Annotated in this window: 13 protein-coding genes and 2 pseudogenes; 4 read left to right on the forward strand and 11 right to left on the reverse strand. The window is 72.6% G+C overall.

Features of this window, described 5'->3' with window-relative positions:
- From EBN88_RS22405 to EBN88_RS22430, 6 genes and pseudogenes are all read right to left on the reverse strand, one after another.
- Window positions 1-267 (reverse strand): annotated as a pseudogene (locus EBN88_RS22405) (hypothetical protein); the annotation flags it as partial.
- Window positions 268-575: 308 nt separating this feature from the next.
- Window positions 576-1,526, reverse strand: a complete 951-nt coding sequence (gene rlmB / locus EBN88_RS22410) for a 23S rRNA (guanosine(2251)-2'-O)-methyltransferase RlmB (protein ID WP_122185718.1) — start codon at window positions 1,524-1,526, stop codon at window positions 576-578.
- Window positions 1,527-1,569: 43 nt separating this feature from the next.
- A complete protein-coding gene (cysS, locus tag EBN88_RS22415; RefSeq protein ID WP_122185719.1) occupies window positions 1,570-2,961 on the reverse strand; it encodes a cysteine--tRNA ligase in 1,392 nt (463 codons plus the stop codon).
- A gap of 89 nt (window positions 2,962-3,050) precedes the next feature.
- Window positions 3,051-3,575: a 2-C-methyl-D-erythritol 2,4-cyclodiphosphate synthase gene (ispF, locus tag EBN88_RS22420; protein WP_122185720.1), complete on the reverse strand. Its 525-nt coding sequence runs from the start codon at window positions 3,573-3,575 to the stop codon at window positions 3,051-3,053.
- Window positions 3,565-4,326: a 2-C-methyl-D-erythritol 4-phosphate cytidylyltransferase gene (gene ispD / locus EBN88_RS22425; RefSeq protein ID WP_122185721.1), complete on the reverse strand. Its 762-nt coding sequence runs from the start codon at window positions 4,324-4,326 to the stop codon at window positions 3,565-3,567. Before ispD ends, ispF begins: the two co-directional genes overlap by 11 nt.
- Before the next feature lie 370 nt (window positions 4,327-4,696).
- Window positions 4,697-5,179 (reverse strand): CarD family transcriptional regulator, encoded by a 483-nt coding sequence (locus tag EBN88_RS22430; RefSeq protein ID WP_097233172.1) that lies wholly within the window; start codon window positions 5,177-5,179, stop codon window positions 4,697-4,699.
- A gap of 423 nt (window positions 5,180-5,602) precedes the next feature.
- On the opposite strand from EBN88_RS22430, the gene EBN88_RS22435 reads away from it, so the two are divergent.
- Window positions 5,603-6,307 carry a DUF461 domain-containing protein gene (locus EBN88_RS22435; protein WP_147472805.1) on the forward strand — a complete coding sequence of 235 codons (705 nt, stop codon included), beginning with the start codon at window positions 5,603-5,605 and terminating at the stop codon, window positions 6,305-6,307.
- Between the two features lie 71 nt (window positions 6,308-6,378).
- Here EBN88_RS22435 and EBN88_RS22440 read toward each other — a convergent pair whose 3' ends face one another.
- Both EBN88_RS22440 and EBN88_RS22445 read right to left on the reverse strand, forming a co-directional pair.
- A complete protein-coding gene (locus tag EBN88_RS22440; protein WP_122185723.1) occupies window positions 6,379-7,059 on the reverse strand; it encodes a response regulator transcription factor in 681 nt (226 codons plus the stop codon).
- Window positions 7,056-8,375, reverse strand: a complete 1,320-nt coding sequence (locus EBN88_RS22445) for a sensor histidine kinase (RefSeq protein WP_122185724.1) — start codon at window positions 8,373-8,375, stop codon at window positions 7,056-7,058. The genes EBN88_RS22440 and EBN88_RS22445 overlap by 4 nt, the downstream gene beginning before the upstream one ends.
- A gap of 221 nt (window positions 8,376-8,596) precedes the next feature.
- Here EBN88_RS22445 and phoU point away from each other — a divergent pair, with 221 nt between their 5' ends.
- Window positions 8,597-9,283: a phosphate signaling complex protein PhoU gene (gene phoU / locus EBN88_RS22450; RefSeq protein WP_122185725.1), complete on the forward strand. Its 687-nt coding sequence runs from the start codon at window positions 8,597-8,599 to the stop codon at window positions 9,281-9,283.
- Window positions 9,284-9,740: 457 nt separating this feature from the next.
- On the opposite strand, the gene EBN88_RS22455 is transcribed toward phoU, so the two are convergent.
- The gene (locus EBN88_RS22455; RefSeq protein ID WP_122185726.1) at window positions 9,741-10,241 is read right to left on the reverse strand and encodes a rhodanese-like domain-containing protein; all 501 of its coding nucleotides are present in this window, start codon (window positions 10,239-10,241) and stop codon (window positions 9,741-9,743) included.
- Between the two features lie 93 nt (window positions 10,242-10,334).
- Here EBN88_RS22455 and EBN88_RS22460 point away from each other — a divergent pair, with 93 nt between their 5' ends.
- The gene (locus tag EBN88_RS22460) at window positions 10,335-10,796 is read left to right on the forward strand and encodes an Lrp/AsnC family transcriptional regulator (protein ID WP_122185727.1); all 462 of its coding nucleotides are present in this window, start codon (window positions 10,335-10,337) and stop codon (window positions 10,794-10,796) included.
- Window positions 10,797-10,919: 123 nt separating this feature from the next.
- On the opposite strand, the gene EBN88_RS22465 is transcribed toward EBN88_RS22460, so the two are convergent.
- Window positions 10,920-11,678, reverse strand: coding sequence for a phosphoglyceromutase (locus tag EBN88_RS22465; RefSeq protein ID WP_122185728.1), 759 nt, complete (start codon window positions 11,676-11,678; stop codon window positions 10,920-10,922).
- A 71-nt stretch (window positions 11,679-11,749) separates the two neighbouring features.
- Here EBN88_RS22465 and EBN88_RS22470 point away from each other — a divergent pair, with 71 nt between their 5' ends.
- Window positions 11,750-14,512: a SpoIIE family protein phosphatase gene (locus EBN88_RS22470; RefSeq protein WP_233580850.1), complete on the forward strand. Its 2,763-nt coding sequence runs from the start codon at window positions 11,750-11,752 to the stop codon at window positions 14,510-14,512.
- On the opposite strand, the pseudogene EBN88_RS22475 reads toward EBN88_RS22470, so the two are convergent.
- Window positions 14,509-14,640: pseudogene (locus EBN88_RS22475) on the reverse strand (IS481 family transposase); the annotation flags it as partial. The gene EBN88_RS22470 and the pseudogene EBN88_RS22475 overlap by 4 nt on opposite strands.

Consider the following 14,640-nt stretch of genomic DNA (forward strand, 5'->3'; position numbering starts at 1 on the left):
GCCGGCCGCCTCGGGCCGGCCGGCCTCGCGCACCGCCTGGAGCAGCGACCCGGCGGCCCGGTCTCCCGGCTCGCTGCGGCCGCTCCACACCAGCGGGCGGCGCCGCGCCGCCGACGTCCCGGGCAGCGCGGGCTGGCCCAGGCCCTCGGGGAGGGGGATGCTCACCGGGGGCGGGGTGGCCAGTCGCACCCGGAAGCTGGCGTGGTTGACGATGACCTGCGCCGGATCGCATGGCACCTTGACCATGCTCAGCACCGGCTCGTCCATCGGTCGGCCGCGGAGTGTTCTGGTGTCCACGCTCATCTAACCGAGTGACACAGGCTTAAGACACTGCCTCTCGGCGACAAAGTATGTCCGCGACCCGTCAAAGCCACACCGGCGTGGCGGTTGACACGACGGCGCACGTCATCTCCCGTGCGCCGCACGGCGGTTCACCAGCGCGCGAGTTTCAACGGGCCGGACGTTCACGCCCGCGCGCCCCCGTTCACGCCCGGCGCGCGAGCCTTAGCCTCACCACCGCGCGCCCGCCCCGTTCACGCCGGCAGACCCGCCGCGCGTTCACGCCCGGCGCACGTTCACGCCCGGCGCGTGGCCGCCGCATAGAGCGCGACGCCCGCAGCGACCCCCGCGTTGAGGGACTCCGCACCGCCCGGCATCGGGATGCGGACCCTGAGGTCGCACGTCTCCCCCACCAGCCGGGACAGCCCCTTGCCCTCGCTGCCCACCACGATCGCCACCGGGCCGTCCAGCGCGTCCAGGTCCGACAGTTCGGCCTCGCCGTCCGCCGCCAGGCCCACCACGATCAGCCCGGCCCGCTGGTAGCCCTGGAGCGCGCGGGTCAGGTTGGTGGCCCTGGCCACCGGGGTGGTGGCCGCCGTTCCGGCCGAGGTCTTCCAGGCCGTCGCCGTCATGCCGGCCGCCCGGCGCTCGGGCACCACCACGCCGTGCCCGCCGAAGGCCGCCGTCGAACGGACCACCGCGCCCAGGTTCCTCGGGTCGGTGACCCCGTCCAGCACCACGATCAGCGGGTCGCGGCCGGACTCCGCCGCCGCCTCCAACAGGTCGTCGGGATGGGCGTAGTCGTAGGGCGGCACCTGGAGCGCGAGGCCCTGGTGGTTGAGCCCGGACGTGATCCGGTCCAGCTCCGGCTTGGGCGCCTCGACCAGGTGCAGATCGGGCCTGGCCACCGCCAGCTTGACCGCGTCGGTGACCCGGTCGTCGCTCTCCAGGAACTGCTGCACGTAGAGGGCGCTCGCCGGAACGCCGGCGCGCAGCGCCTCCAGCACCGGGTTGCGCCCGACCACCAGCTCGTTCGCCGCCTTCGCGCCGCGCCGGGCGCCCTGGCGGGACGCCTGCTGCCGCGCCTTGACCTCGGCCGCGCGCTTCTTGGCGTGGCCGGTGCGCATCTCGGCGGGCGGGGTGGGGCCCTTGCCGCGCAGTCCTCGGCGGCGCTGGCCGCCGCTGCCGATCTGGGGCCCCTTCTTGTTGCTGGTGCGACGGTTGGGACGCGGGCTGTTGCCTGGCATGGATGTCTCGTGTTCCGTGGTGTTGGGGGCTGGGGCTCGGCGGTCAGCCAAGCTCCCAGCGGGGGCCGTTGGGGGTGTCCTCGATGACCAGTCCGGCCGACTTCAGCTGGTCCCTGATGGCGTCGGCGGTGCCGTAGTCCTTGCGCTCGCGCGCCGCCTGCCGCTGGCCGAGGACGATGGAGACCAGGGTGTCGACCACCCCGGTCAGCTCGGCGCCCCGCTCGCCGGCGCCGGTCCAGGCCGGGTCGAGCGGGTCGAGGCCGAGCACGCCGAGCATGGCGCGCACCTGCGCGAGCAGCGCGGTCAACGACTCCTTGTCACCCTCGGCGAGCGCCGCGTTGCCCTGGCGCACGGTGGTGTGCACGGCGGCCAGCGCCTGCGGCACGCCGAAGTCCTCGTCCATGGCGGCCGCGAAGTCGTCCGGAACGGTCTCCGCGGGGGCGACGTCGCCGGCCTGCTCGACGCCGCGCTGGAGGAAGCCCTCGATCCTGGCGAACGCGGTCTCCGCCTCGGCCAGCGACGCCTCGCTGTAGTCGATGGCGGAGCGGTAGTGCGGGGTGCCCAGGTAGTAGCGGAGCACGATGGGGCGCCAGCGGCGGACCATCTCCGAGACCAGCACGGAGTTCCCCAGCGACTTGCTCATCTTCTCGCCGCCGATGGTCAGCCAGGCGTTGTGCACCCAGTAGCTGGCGAACGCGTCGCCGTAGGCTTTGGACTGGGCGATCTCGTTCTCGTGGTGCGGGAAGACCAGGTCGATCCCGCCGCCGTGGATGTCGAACGCCTCGCCCAGGTACTTGTGCGCCATGGCCGAGCACTCCAGGTGCCAGCCGGGGCGACCGCGTCCCCAGGGCGTCTCCCAGCTGGGCTCGCCCGGCTTGGCCGCCTTCCACAGGGCGAAGTCACGCGGGTCGCGCTTGCCGGTCTCGCCCTCGCCGGCCGGCTGGAGCAGCTGGTCCAACTCCTGGTTGGAGAGCCGGAGATACTCCGGGAAGCTCCGCACGTCGAAGTAGACATTGCCGTCGGCCGGATAGGCATGGCCACGGCCGATCAGCGTGCGCATCATCTCGATCATCTCCGGCACATGGCCGGTCGCACGGGGCTCGTAGTCGGGCGGCAGGCAGCCCAACACGTCGTAGGCCGTGTCGAAGGCGCGCTCGTTCTCGTAGCCGATGGCCCACCAGGGCCGGCCCAACTCGGCGCTCTTCGCGATGATCTTGTCGTCGATGTCCGTGACGTTGCGCACGAAGGTGACGTCATAGCCCCGGTAGGCAAACCACCGACGCATGATGTCGAAGTTCAGACCCGACCTGATGTGACCGATGTGCGGAGGAGCCTGCACGGTGGCGCCACAGAGGTAGATCGAGACACAGCCGCGCCGGAGCGGGCTGAAGTCACGGATCTGCCGGCTGCTGGTGTCATACAGGCGAATGGTCACGCCTCAAGAGTAGTGGGCACGGCGGGTGGGCCGCGCCCCCCGGGGCGAGGGTGACGCGTCCGGAACCGCCCGGGCGGAACGGCCGACGCTCAGCCGTCGGCCGGGGGCAGCACCAGCGCGGTGGCCACGGCCGCCAGGCCCTCGGCCCGGCCGGTGAGGCCGAGCCCGTCGGTGGTGGTGCCGGAGACCGAGACCGGCGCGCCCGCCGCAGCGGAGAGCGCGCGCTGCGCCTCCGCGCGCCGGGTGCCGATCTTGGGACGGACCCCGATGACCTGGATCGCCACATTGCCGACCGTGAAGCCGGCTCCGCGCACGATCCGGGCGGCCTCGGCCAGCAGCGCGGTCCCGGAGGCGCCGGCCCACTCGGGCCGGTCGGTGCCGAAGTGCGCGCCCAGGTCGCCGAGCCCGGCCGCCGAGAAGAGCGCGTCGCACGCGGCGTGCGCCGCCACGTCCCCGTCCGAGTGCCCGGCCAGCCCGAATTCGGCGTCGGGCCAGCGCAGCCCCGCGCACCACAGCTCCCGCCCGGCCTCGAAGGCGTGCACATCGGTGCCGATCCCGACGAGGGGAAGCCTCGGCGCGGCGGGCCAGGCGGACCCGGTGGGCTCAGTAGCCATCGTTGATCCTCCTGCGGGCCAGCACGGCCTCGGCCAACAGCAGGTCGAGCGGCCTGGTCACCTTGAACGCCTCCTCGTGGCCCGGCACCAACACGACCTCCACGCCCATCCGTTCGACCAGACCCGCGTCGTCGGTGGCCAGGTCGGAGGTGGCCGCGTCATGGGCGGCGAGCAGGGTCGCGCGGTCGAAGCCCTGCGGCGTCTGGACCGCGCGCAGCAGCGCGCGCTCGGGGGTGGCGACCACGGGCTCCGGCTCGCCGGGGGCGCCCGGTTTGGCGATCGCCTTGACCGTGTCGGTCACCGGGAGCGCGGGCACCACGGCGGGGGCGCCCGACCGCACGGCGGAGGCGACCGCGTCCACGGTCTCCACGGGAACGAGCGGGCGCGCCGCGTCGTGCACCAACACCACCCCGATGTCCTCCGGGAGCGCGGCCAGCCCCAGGCGCACCGACTCCTGCCGGGTCGCGCCGCCGGCGACGACCAGCTGGTCGACGGCGGGCGGCGGCGGGTGCTCGTCGAGCAACGAGCGGACCAGCGTGACCTGTTCGGGCGGCGCGACCACCACGACCAGCGCGACCGCCCTGGCCCTGGCCATGGCGCGCACGGCGTGGACCAGCATGGGCGTGCCGCCGAGCGGCCGGAGCGCCTTGGGCGCCCCGGGGCCGAGCCGGAGGCCGAGGCCGGCCGCCGGAATCACGGCGGCGGCGCGCGTCGGGCGTGGCTCTTCGATGAACGGTGTGACGTCTGACATTGATGACCGGTGCAGGTTTGTTCTCGGGGCGGTGATGGGTATGGCCTGAGCGTGCCGGGCTCACACGACTGGCCCTTCCGTGACAACCGGTCGAGCGGAGCTTCACCAGCCCGGCACACTCATGGCACCGATCGCCGTGGACGACCACGACGAGCGGCGACAGAATCCGGGATCGGCGGGTGGGATGCCAACCGGTTGACCTGTGAACCACTGATCCACACGTGCCACAGCGCCCGGTCTGGCATGGGCATACATACCTTCGGGCGCTGTAGCACGTTATGGCGTCACACGTTCCGGGACATCGACGGGGTGCGTGGGCGGCACCGTCGTCGAGGGCCGGGCAGCGCGTGGCGTGTGGGGCTCAGGAGGCTCAGGAAGCGAGAACCTCGTCGAGCAGGGACTCGGCCTTGTCCTCGTTGGTGGACTCGGCGAGGGCCAGCTCGCTCACCAGGATCTGCCGGGCCTTGGCGAGCATTCGCTTCTCGCCTGCGGAGAGGCCGCGCTCGCGCTCCCGGCGCCAGAGGTCGCGAACCACCTCGGCGACCTTGATGACATCGCCGGACGCCAGCTTCTCAAGATTGGCCTTGTAGCGGCGCGACCAGTTGGTCGGCTCCTCGGCGTACGGGGCGCGCAGCACCTCGAAGACCCGGTCCAAGCCGTCCTGCCCAACCACGTCGCGCACACCGACGAGTTCGGCGTTTTCTGCCGGCACACGCACCTCGAGGTCGCCCTGAGCGACCTTCAGCACCAGGTAAGTCTTGTCCACGCCTTTAATCTGGCGAGTTTCAATGGCCTCGATCAGCGCGGCGCCGTGATGGGGATAGACCACGGTGTCGCCAACCTTGAACGTCATGTGACAGGTACCCCTTCCGTGGCTCTCCATCCTAACACGGCGGAACGCGCCTTTGAATGACGTTTCCGCAGGTCAGACCGCATCTCGGGGGTTGACAAGGGCGCCCGTGACGTGCTTCGACCGGGGCGGCGCGGCGGGTATCCGCAGGTGAGGGCCCGGTTTGCCAAACCTCGAAGTTCCACCCGAGGGGCCTCGGAGAACAGAAAGAAGTTCCCCCGAAGAAGGAAAGCTGTCCGTTTTGTCATGGTTGACAGAATGCCGCCGGTCGGGGTGTCGGGGACCCGAAGAATTGATCAACGGAAAGCCTCTTGATCGCCATTTCACTTCGCGGGAGGCGGGCCGGGTGCGGGGCCGTCCGAGTGGGTCGGTACCCTGAGGCGGCCGAAGTAGATCACCGAGACCGTCCGAGGAGATGCCGCCGCCGTGAGCAGCAGACTTCGACGCGGCGTGGCCGCCGCCTTCTTCGCGTTCCCGCTGTTCGCGCTGACGGCCTGCGGGGCCGGGCACGACGCGGGGACCAACAACATCCGCCCGGACAACGCCTCCGCCCAGGTCGACGACATCAAGGTGCAGAGCGTCAACGTCATCCTGCCCGAGGGCGAGGACCGGGCCGGCGTGAGCGCCCGCCTCATCAACAACGGCACCGAGGACCAGACCCTCAGGGCCGTCGCGCTCGCCGACTCGGGCCAGCAGCTGGAGCTGCTCCCGGCCGAGGGCGAGACCAGCGTGACGGTGCCGGCCGGCGGCTCGGTCGCCCTGGGCGGCGAGGGCAACGCGACGGCCGTCCTCGACGACCCCGAGGGGGCCGAGGTCCGCCTCGGGAACGCGCAGCGTCTGGTCTTCGTGCTGAGCGAGACCGGGGAGGTCAGCCTCTCCGCCCGCGTGGTGCCGGCCTCGGGCGCGTTCGCCTACTACGAGGCGTGGGCGCCGCCGCCCGTCGAGGAGGAGCCCGTCGAGGAGGAGTCCCCGGCCGACGAGGGTGCCGAGGGCACCGAGGAGCCCGGGCAGGACGCCGAGGCCGACACCGACCAGGGCACCGACGAGAACGTCGAGGACCCACAGGCGCCGGCGGACGACGAGGGTGAGCAGGGCGTCGAGGGCGAGCAGGGCGTCGACGCGCAGAACTGAGCGTCGCGCGGAACGACTTCGGGGGCGGGTCGCCAGGCGACCCGCCCCCGTGCTCTGTCCTCCGGCGCGGCCTACGGCTCGAACTTGTAGCCGAGCCCCCGGACCGTGACCAGGTAGCGCGGGGCGCCGGGATCGGGCTCGATCTTGGCGCGCAGCCGCTTCACGTGCACGTCGAGGGTCTTGGTGTCGCCCACGTAGTCGGCGCCCCAGACCCGGTCGATCAGCTGCATCCTGGTCAGCACGCGGCCGGCGTTGCGCAGCAGCATGGCGAGCAGGTCGAACTCCTTGAGCGGCAGGTCGACCTTGCGTCCGGAGACGGTGACCACGTGCCGGTCCACGTCCATCCGGACCGGTCCCGCCTCCAGGGCGACCGGGCTCTCCTCCTCGGACTCGCCCCTGCGGCGCAGCACGGCGCGGATGCGGGCGACGAGTTCGCGGGAGGAGAAGGGCTTGGTGACATAGTCGTCGGCCCCTATCTCCAGGCCGACCACCTTGTCGATCTCACTGTCCTTGGCGGTCACCATGATGACCGGGACGTTGGAACGGCCACGGAGCTGGCGGCAGACCTCGGTGCCGGGAAGCCCGGGCAGCATGAGGTCGAGCAGCACCAGGTCGGCGCCGTTGCGCTCGAACTCGTCCAGCCCCTCGGGCCCCGTGGCCGCCGTGGCGACCTCGAAGCCCTCCTTCCGGAGCATGTACGACAGCGCGTCGCTGAACGACTCCTCGTCCTCGACGACGAGCACTCGGGTCACGGGAGGACCTCCCGGGCAGTTTCGTTGGTGCGGGTGGACTGGGGGTCCCCCTGGCCGTCGACCTCGGTGTCGGCGTCGGCCTGTTCGGGGAACTCGGCGGGTTCGTGCAGGGTGCCGCCGAGGCCGTCGCGGTCTCGACGGACGGCCAGATGGCGTTCTCGGGCGCTGCCGGGCTCCGGCAGGCGCAGGGTGAAGGTGGAGCCCTGGCCCTCGGCGCTCCAGACCAGGACCTCGCCGCCGTGCGAGGCCGCCACGTGCTTGACGATGGCCAGGCCGAGGCCGGTGCCGCCGGTCGCGCGGGAGCGGGCGGGGTCGACGCGGTAGAAGCGTTCGAAGATCCGCTCCCGGTCGGTCTCGGGGATGCCGATGCCCTGGTCGGTGACGGCGATCTCGACGAGGTCGCCGCCGCCCGAGGTCACCAGGGAGCCGGCGATGGCGACGCGGGTGTGCGGCGGGCTGTAGTTGACGGCGTTCTCCACCAGGTTGCCCAGGGCGGCGGCGAGCTGGCCGCGGTTGCCCCAGACGGAGAGGTCGGCGGTGCCGCCGGAGGCGATGGTGATCTGCCGGCCGTCGGCCTGCTGGCGGCAGCGGTCGATGGCCTCGGTGACCAGCTCGTCCACGGAGACCAGCTCGGCCTGGCTGAGCATGTCGTTGTCCTGGACCCGGGAGAGGTCGATCAGCTCCTGGATGAGGTTGGTGAGGCGGGTGGCCTCGTTCTGCATCCGGCCGGCGAAGCGGGTGACCGCCTCGGGGTCGTCGGCCGCGTCGAGGACCGCCTCGGAGAGGAGGGAGAGGGCGCCGGCCGGGGTCTTCAGCTCGTGGCTGACGTTGGCGACGAAGTCCCTGCGGACGGCCTCGATCCTGCGGGCCTCGGTGAGGTCCTCGACCAGCAGCAGCACCAGGCGGGCGCCGAGCGGGGCCGAGCGGGCGGAGACGGCGAGCAGGTCGGCGCGGCCGGGGCGGTTGCGCCGGGGCAGGTCCAGCTCCAGCTGGCGGATCTCGCCGTCTCTGCGGGTGTCCCTGGCCATCTTGAGCATGGGCTCGACGGCGAGCCGGCCGCCTCTGACCAGGCCCAGCGCGTAGGCGGCCGAGCTGGCCTTGAGCACGGTGTCGCTCTCGTCGAGCACCACGGCCGAGGAGCGGAGCACGGAGAGCACCGTGTCCACGCCGGGCGGCAGGGTGGGCTCGGCCGGCGGGGCGCCGCGCGAGGAACGCCCGCGTTCGCGCTCGCTGAGCCGGAACGCCAGCATGGCGACCACGCCGGTGCACACACCGGCGATCGCCGCCACTGCGGCGACCGCCGCGTTCACGTCCATATCCTCAGGTTATGCGGCGCGGGCCCGGTGCCACAGAGCTGACCGAAGATGCTCGTCCACCCGCCCGGGAGAGTTCACCTTGGCGACAGCGATGGTTCACTTGGCGGGGCGGAAACGGCTGCTTTCCGGACAGAGCGTGAGAGCCGGAAGCCTGGTGCCGGGATGCGCTGGGGTGTTGTCTGGGCAGGCGCCGGGATATTGCCGGGTGAGGAAGGACAGTCATGCGTGACGCTTACCACGAGGAACTGGATGCGATCAGCGACAGCCTGGTCGAGATGGCGCGGTTCGTCGGCTCGGCGATAGGTCGGGCGACGACCGCGATGCTGGACGCCGACCTGAAGCTGGCCGAGAGCGTGATCGAGGCCGACGACAAGGTCGACGAGATGCACCGCGACCTGGAGAACGCGGCGATCGCGCTGTTGGCGCGGCAGCAGCCGGTGGCCACGGATCTGCGGATCGTGGTGACCAGCCTGCGGATGAGCGCGGACCTGGAGCGCTGCGGCGACCTGGCGCAGCACGTGGCGAAGGTGGCGCGGCTGCGCTTCCCTGACTCGGCGGTGCCGCGCGACCTGTCGGCGACCATCCTGGAGATGGGCCAGCTGGCGCAGCGGCTGATGGCGAAGGCCACGGAGGTGCTGCTCACCAAGGACGTCGAGCTGGCGATGCAGTTGGAGCAGGACGACGACGAGATGGACTCGTTGCACCGGACGCTCTTCAGCCATCTGCTGGACGACCGGTGGAACCACGGGATCGAGACGGCGGTGGACGTGACGCTGCTGGGTCGGTACTACGAGCGGTTCGCCGACCACGCGGTGTCGATCGCGCGGCGGGTGGTGTTCCTGGTGACGGGGGAGCACGCGGACGAGTTCACGCCGGAGGCGGAGCGGGCGACCGAGCCGGGTGCCTGAGGCGGCCGGCTGAGCCGGGGTCTGGGGGCGCGTCGCGCCATGGCGCCCCGGGGTGCGCGCCCCGGGGCGCTCGTGCTTCACGCCCGCGCGCCGGCCGTGCGCGGTTGACGCTCCCGGGTGGTGCGGACGTCCAATGAGGGCGTCCAGTGAGGGGAAACGCACCGCCGTTGACCCACGGAACCCACAGAGGGGACTCTCCCATGGCCGTCTCAGCCAACCCGTCGGAGCCGGCGCCGGCCGGCCAGGCAGCGGTGGCGCCGGGCGATCGGCGTTCGTTGCCGGTGTTGGGCGCCTGCGGCTGCGGCTCCGGCTGTAGCTGCGGATGCCAGTCCGGCTCCGCCTGCCAGTGCGGGGCCGCCTGCGGCTGACGCGCGGGGCCCGGCCTCGACGCCCGGCCGGGCCCGCGTCGCGCCGGCCGGGCCCGCGTCGCGCCGGCCGGTTCAGCAGGCGCAGCCGTTCAGCAGGCGCAGCCGATGCCCTGTTCGGGGGCGGTCAACGGGTCGACGGGGCGGCGGGCGACCCGGCCATCGCCGTCGGCGACGGGCAGGCCCTCCCTGGTCCAGTACTCGATGCCGCCGATCATCTCCTTGACGGGGTAACCGAGTTGGGCGAAGGCGAGCGCGGCGCGGGTCGCGCCGTCGCACCCGGGGCCCCAGCAGTAGGTGATCACGACGGTGCCGGGGGCGAGGAGTTCCCCGGCCCGCTCGGCGATCTCGGCGCGCGGCAGGTGGACCGCCCCGGGGATGTGTCCCTGGCGCCAGGCGTCGGGCGAGCGGGTGTCGACCAGGGTGAACCCTGGGGCGCCGGACTCCAATGCCGCGTGGACGTCGGAGACGTCGGCCTGGTGGGCGAGCCGGGCGGCGAAGAAGGCGACGGCCTCGGCGGGCGGGGCCGGCGGGTGCTGGAGCGGGGCGCTGGGCGCGTGGGCGCCGGAGGCATGGGCGCTGGTGCTGTTCATGAATGCGAGATTATGCGTGCGGATCGGCGCTGAACACGGATCATCGACGGGCTTTCGCTTGCCCGACCGGCCTTTCCCCGGCAATGATCGGGCATGACCGCTGTTTCCCTGGACGAGACCGATCGCCGCATTCTGGATGCCCTGCAACGGAACGGGCGGGCCAGCTACGCCGAGTTGGCGCGGGCCGTCGCGATGTCGCCGAGCGCGGTGACCGAGCGGGTGCGCCGGCTGGAGGAGAGCGGGGTGATCGCCGGCTACACGGCCGTGCTGGACCCCGAGCGGCTGGGGCTGCCGATCCTCGCGCTGGTCCGGCTGCGCTATCCGACCGCCAACTACAAGCCGTTCCACGACCTGGTGGACGCCACCCCGGAGATCGTGGAGGCGCACCATGTGACCGGGGAGGACTGTTTCGTGGTCAAGGTGTTGGCGCGTTCGATGCGCCATCTGGAGCAGATCATGGGCCGGGTGGCCGGTCTCGGCTCGGTCACCACCAGCGTCGTCTACTCCAGCCCGCTGCCCCGGCGCCCGCTGACCCCGGCCGGCGGGGAGGGCTGACCCTCAGGGGGCAGGACCGGCGGAGAACCCAACGGCGGGGCCCCTCGGCCGGGTTGGTCGGGAGCCCCGCCGTGGCGGTCGACGGGCGCGGGGCGCGTCGCTTCTCCGCGCCGCTTCTCCGCGTTACTTCTTGCCCTGGTTGGCGACGGCCTGGATGGCGGCCTCGGCGGCCTCCGGGTCCAGGTAGCGGCCGCCGGGGACGACGGGCCGGTAGTCGGCGTCCAGCTCGTAGAGCAGCGGGATGCCGGTGGGGATGTTGAGGCCGACGATGGCCTCGTCCGAGACGCCGTCCAGGTGCTTGACGAGCGCCCGCAGGCTGTTGCCGTGCGCGACGACCACCACGGTGTGGCCGGCGTTGAGGTCGGGGACGATCGCGTCGTACCAGTAGGGCAGCATTCGCTGGACGACGTCCTTGAGGCACTCGGTGCGCGGGCGCAGCTCGCTGGGGATGCCGGCGTAGCGCGGGTCGTCGCTCTGCGACCACTCGGCGCCGTCCGCCAGCTCCGGCGGCGGCGTGTCGTAGGAGCGGCGCCACTTCATGAACTGCTCCTCGCCGAACTCGGCGAGCGTGGCGGCCTTGTCCTTGCCCTGGAGCGCGCCGTAGTGCCGCTCGTTGAGGCGCCAGGAGCGGTGCACCGGCAGCCAGGAGCGGTCGGCGGCGTCCAGCGCCAGGTTGGCGGTGCGGATCGCCCGCTTGAGCAGCGAGGTGTGCAGCACGTCGGGCAGCAGCCCGGCGTCCTTCAGCAGCTCGCCGCCGCGAACCGCCTCCTTCTCACCCTTCTCCGTGAGGTTGACGTCCACCCATCCGGTGAAGAGGTTCTTCGCGTTCCACTCGCTCTCGCCATGGCGGAGCAGAATCAGCTTGTACGGTGCGTCGGCCATGTGCCGAGCGTAGACGAGGCCGCCGGGACGGATACGCGGCCCCCGAACTCAGCTTGGTGCAAAGTAAAGTAATGCGGGCAAAACTCCCATCCGCCCTCCGCCGGCTCGCCGGGATGCGCCGGCGCGCCTTCGGGTCGGTGTTCAGCGGGCGCAGCGTCGTCGGCCAGATGTTCATGATCCAGCTGGTCATCGTGCTGCTGCTCGCCGCATCCGCGGTGGCTGCGCTGGTGCTCCAGTCCCGCAGCGAGAAGACGGACGCCGCGTTCCAGCGCAGCCTCAGCGCCGCCGAGGCGTTCGCCAACGCCCCCGGGATGCTGGAGGCGCTGCGCTCCGACGACCCGACCCGGGTGCTCCAGCCGCTCGCCGAGGACGCCCGCAAGGGCGCCGACCTCGACTTCATCGTCGTCCTCAACGAGGAGGGCATCCGCTACACCCACCCCAAGACCGACCGGATCGGCAAGGAGTTCGTCGGCACCCTCGACCCGGTGCGCCGGGGCGAGACCGTCACCGAGTCCCTGGAGGGCACCCTCGGGCCGCTGCACCAGGTCACCGTCCCGATCAGGGACGGGGACGGCGAGGTCGTCGGCATGGTGTGCGCCGGCGTCACCGTGCGGACCGTCAACCTGCTGCTCGCCGACGAACTGCCGCTCGCCGTCGGCGCCGCGCTGGTGGCCGTCGCGCTGGTGACCGGCGGCACCTGGCTGGTCAGCCGGCGGCTGCTGCGCCAGACCCGGGGGCTCGGGCCGGCGGAGATCACCCGCATGTACGAGCACCACGACGCGGTGCTGCACGCCGTCCGGGAGGGCGTGCTGATCCTCGACGGCGACGGGCGGCTGACCCTGGTGAACGAGGAGGCCGAACGGCTGCTCCAGCTGCCCGGGGAGGCGGCCGGCCGGCCGGTCGACGAACTCGGGCTGGATCGCAGGACGGTGCGGCTGCTGGCCTCCGACCGGGAGGCGACCGACGAGGTCCACCTGTGGGGCGACCGGCTGATCACCGTCAACCATCGGCTGATCCACGAGGGCGGCGACCGCCCCGGCACCGTCACCACCCTGCGCGACACCACCGAGATGCGGGTGCTCAGCGGGCAGGCCGAGGCGGCCCAGCGGCGCCTCACGCTGCTCTACCGGGCGAGCGTCGCCATCGGCAGCACGCTGGACGTGCGGCGGACCGCCGAGGAGCTGACCGAGGTGGCCGTGCCGGACTTCGCGAGCCTGGTCAGCGTGGACCTCGCCCAGGCGGTGCTGCGCGGCGAGGAGGCGATCGGCGCCGAGGAACGGGTGCGGCGCGCGGCCGTCGGCCCGGCCGGGGCACCGCATCCGCTGCACCCGGTCGGCACCTCGTTCCGGCTGGAGATCGACAGCGAGGAGCTGGCCGCACTGCGCACCGGGCGGACCGTGTTGACCGCCGACCTCGCGGCGGAGGAGTGGTGGCGCCACGGGGACGAGGCGTTCGCCCGGCGGGTGCTGGACGCCGGGCTGCACTCGTTGATCACCGCGCCGCTGGTCTCCCGGGGCGTGGTCGTCGGCATGGCCGGCTTCTGGCGCGGCCGGAACCGGCCGGAGCCGTTCGACCTGGACGACCTCTCCCTCGCCGAGGAGCTGGCCGCGCGCACCGCCGTCTGCGTGGAGAACGCGCGCCGCTACACGCGGGAACACGACATGACCGAGGCGCTCCAGCGCAGCCTGCTGCCCACGGAGGTGCCGCCCCAGTCGGCGGTGGAGGCCGAGTCCCGCTACCTCCCGGCGCAGGCCGGGGTCGGCGGCGACTTCTTCGACGTGATCCCGCTCTCCGGGGCGCGGGTCGCGCTGGTCGTCGGCGACGTCGTGGGGCACGGGCTGCACTCGGCCGTCACCATGGGGCTGCTGCGCAGCGCGGTGCACAACTTCTCGGCGCTCGACCTGCCGACGGAGGACCTGCTGGGGCGGCTCGACGAGCTGGCCGAGCGCGGCGAGGAGGACGGCGGCGGGATCAACCCGACCGGGCCGATCATCGGCGCCACCTGCCTCTACGCGATCTACGACCCGGTGGACGGCCGCTGTGTGCTGGGCCGCGCCGGGCATCTGCCGCCGGTGCTGGTCCACCCCGACGGCTCCGTCGAGTTCCCCGACCTGCCGGCCCACCCGCCGCTCGGGGTCGGCGGGATGCCCTTCGAGACGGTGACGATCGAGCTGCCGGAGGGCGCCAGGATCGCGCTCTACACCGACGGGCTGGTGGAGTCGCGGGACCGCGACATCGACGACGGGCTGGCGCTGCTCGGCCAGGCCCTCGCGCAGGCGCCGCCCGACCCGGACCGGGCCTGCGACGCGGTGCTGGACGCGATGCTCCCCGAACACCCCACGGACGACGTGGCGTTGCTGATCGCCCGCACCCGCAGGCTGGCGCCCGACCAGGTGGTGGAGTGGGAGGTGCCGGTCGACCCCTCGGGCGTGCCGGCCGCCCGGACCAGGGTCGCCGCCGTGATGGCGGGGTGGGGGCTGGATTCGGTCTCGTTCGGCACGGAGCTGATCGTGACCGAGCTGGTCACCAACGCGCTGCGGCACGGCGCCGGGCCGATCCGGGTGCGGCTGCTGCGCGACCGCTCGCTGATCTGCGAGGTCTACGACAACAGCGGCACCTCGCCGCACATGCGCAACGCGTCGATGACGGACGAGGGCGGGCGGGGGCTCTTCCTGGTGTCCCGCTACGCGGCCCGCTGGGGAACGCGACACGGGCGCGGCGGCAAGGTGATCTGGGCGGAACAGCGGCTGCCACGCGGGGCGCCTGGCCGGCGGGACCGGAGCGAGGGCGCTGGGCGCCCTCGCGGACGGGGCGCGGCAGCGCCGGACGCCTAGGTGTATTGCCCTGTGAGGTTGGGGACGCGGGTGGCGGGTGGGTGGCCGTTGAGTGCGGTGTGTCCGCGGTGGTGATTGTAGGTGTGGAGCCACTGGTCGAAGGCCGTGCGTCGTTCGCTCTCTGATCG

This window comes from Streptomyces triticirhizae, from assembly GCF_003696235.1.
GTDB classification, from domain to species: Bacteria; Actinomycetota; Actinomycetes; order Streptomycetales; family Streptomycetaceae; genus Streptomyces; species Streptomyces triticirhizae.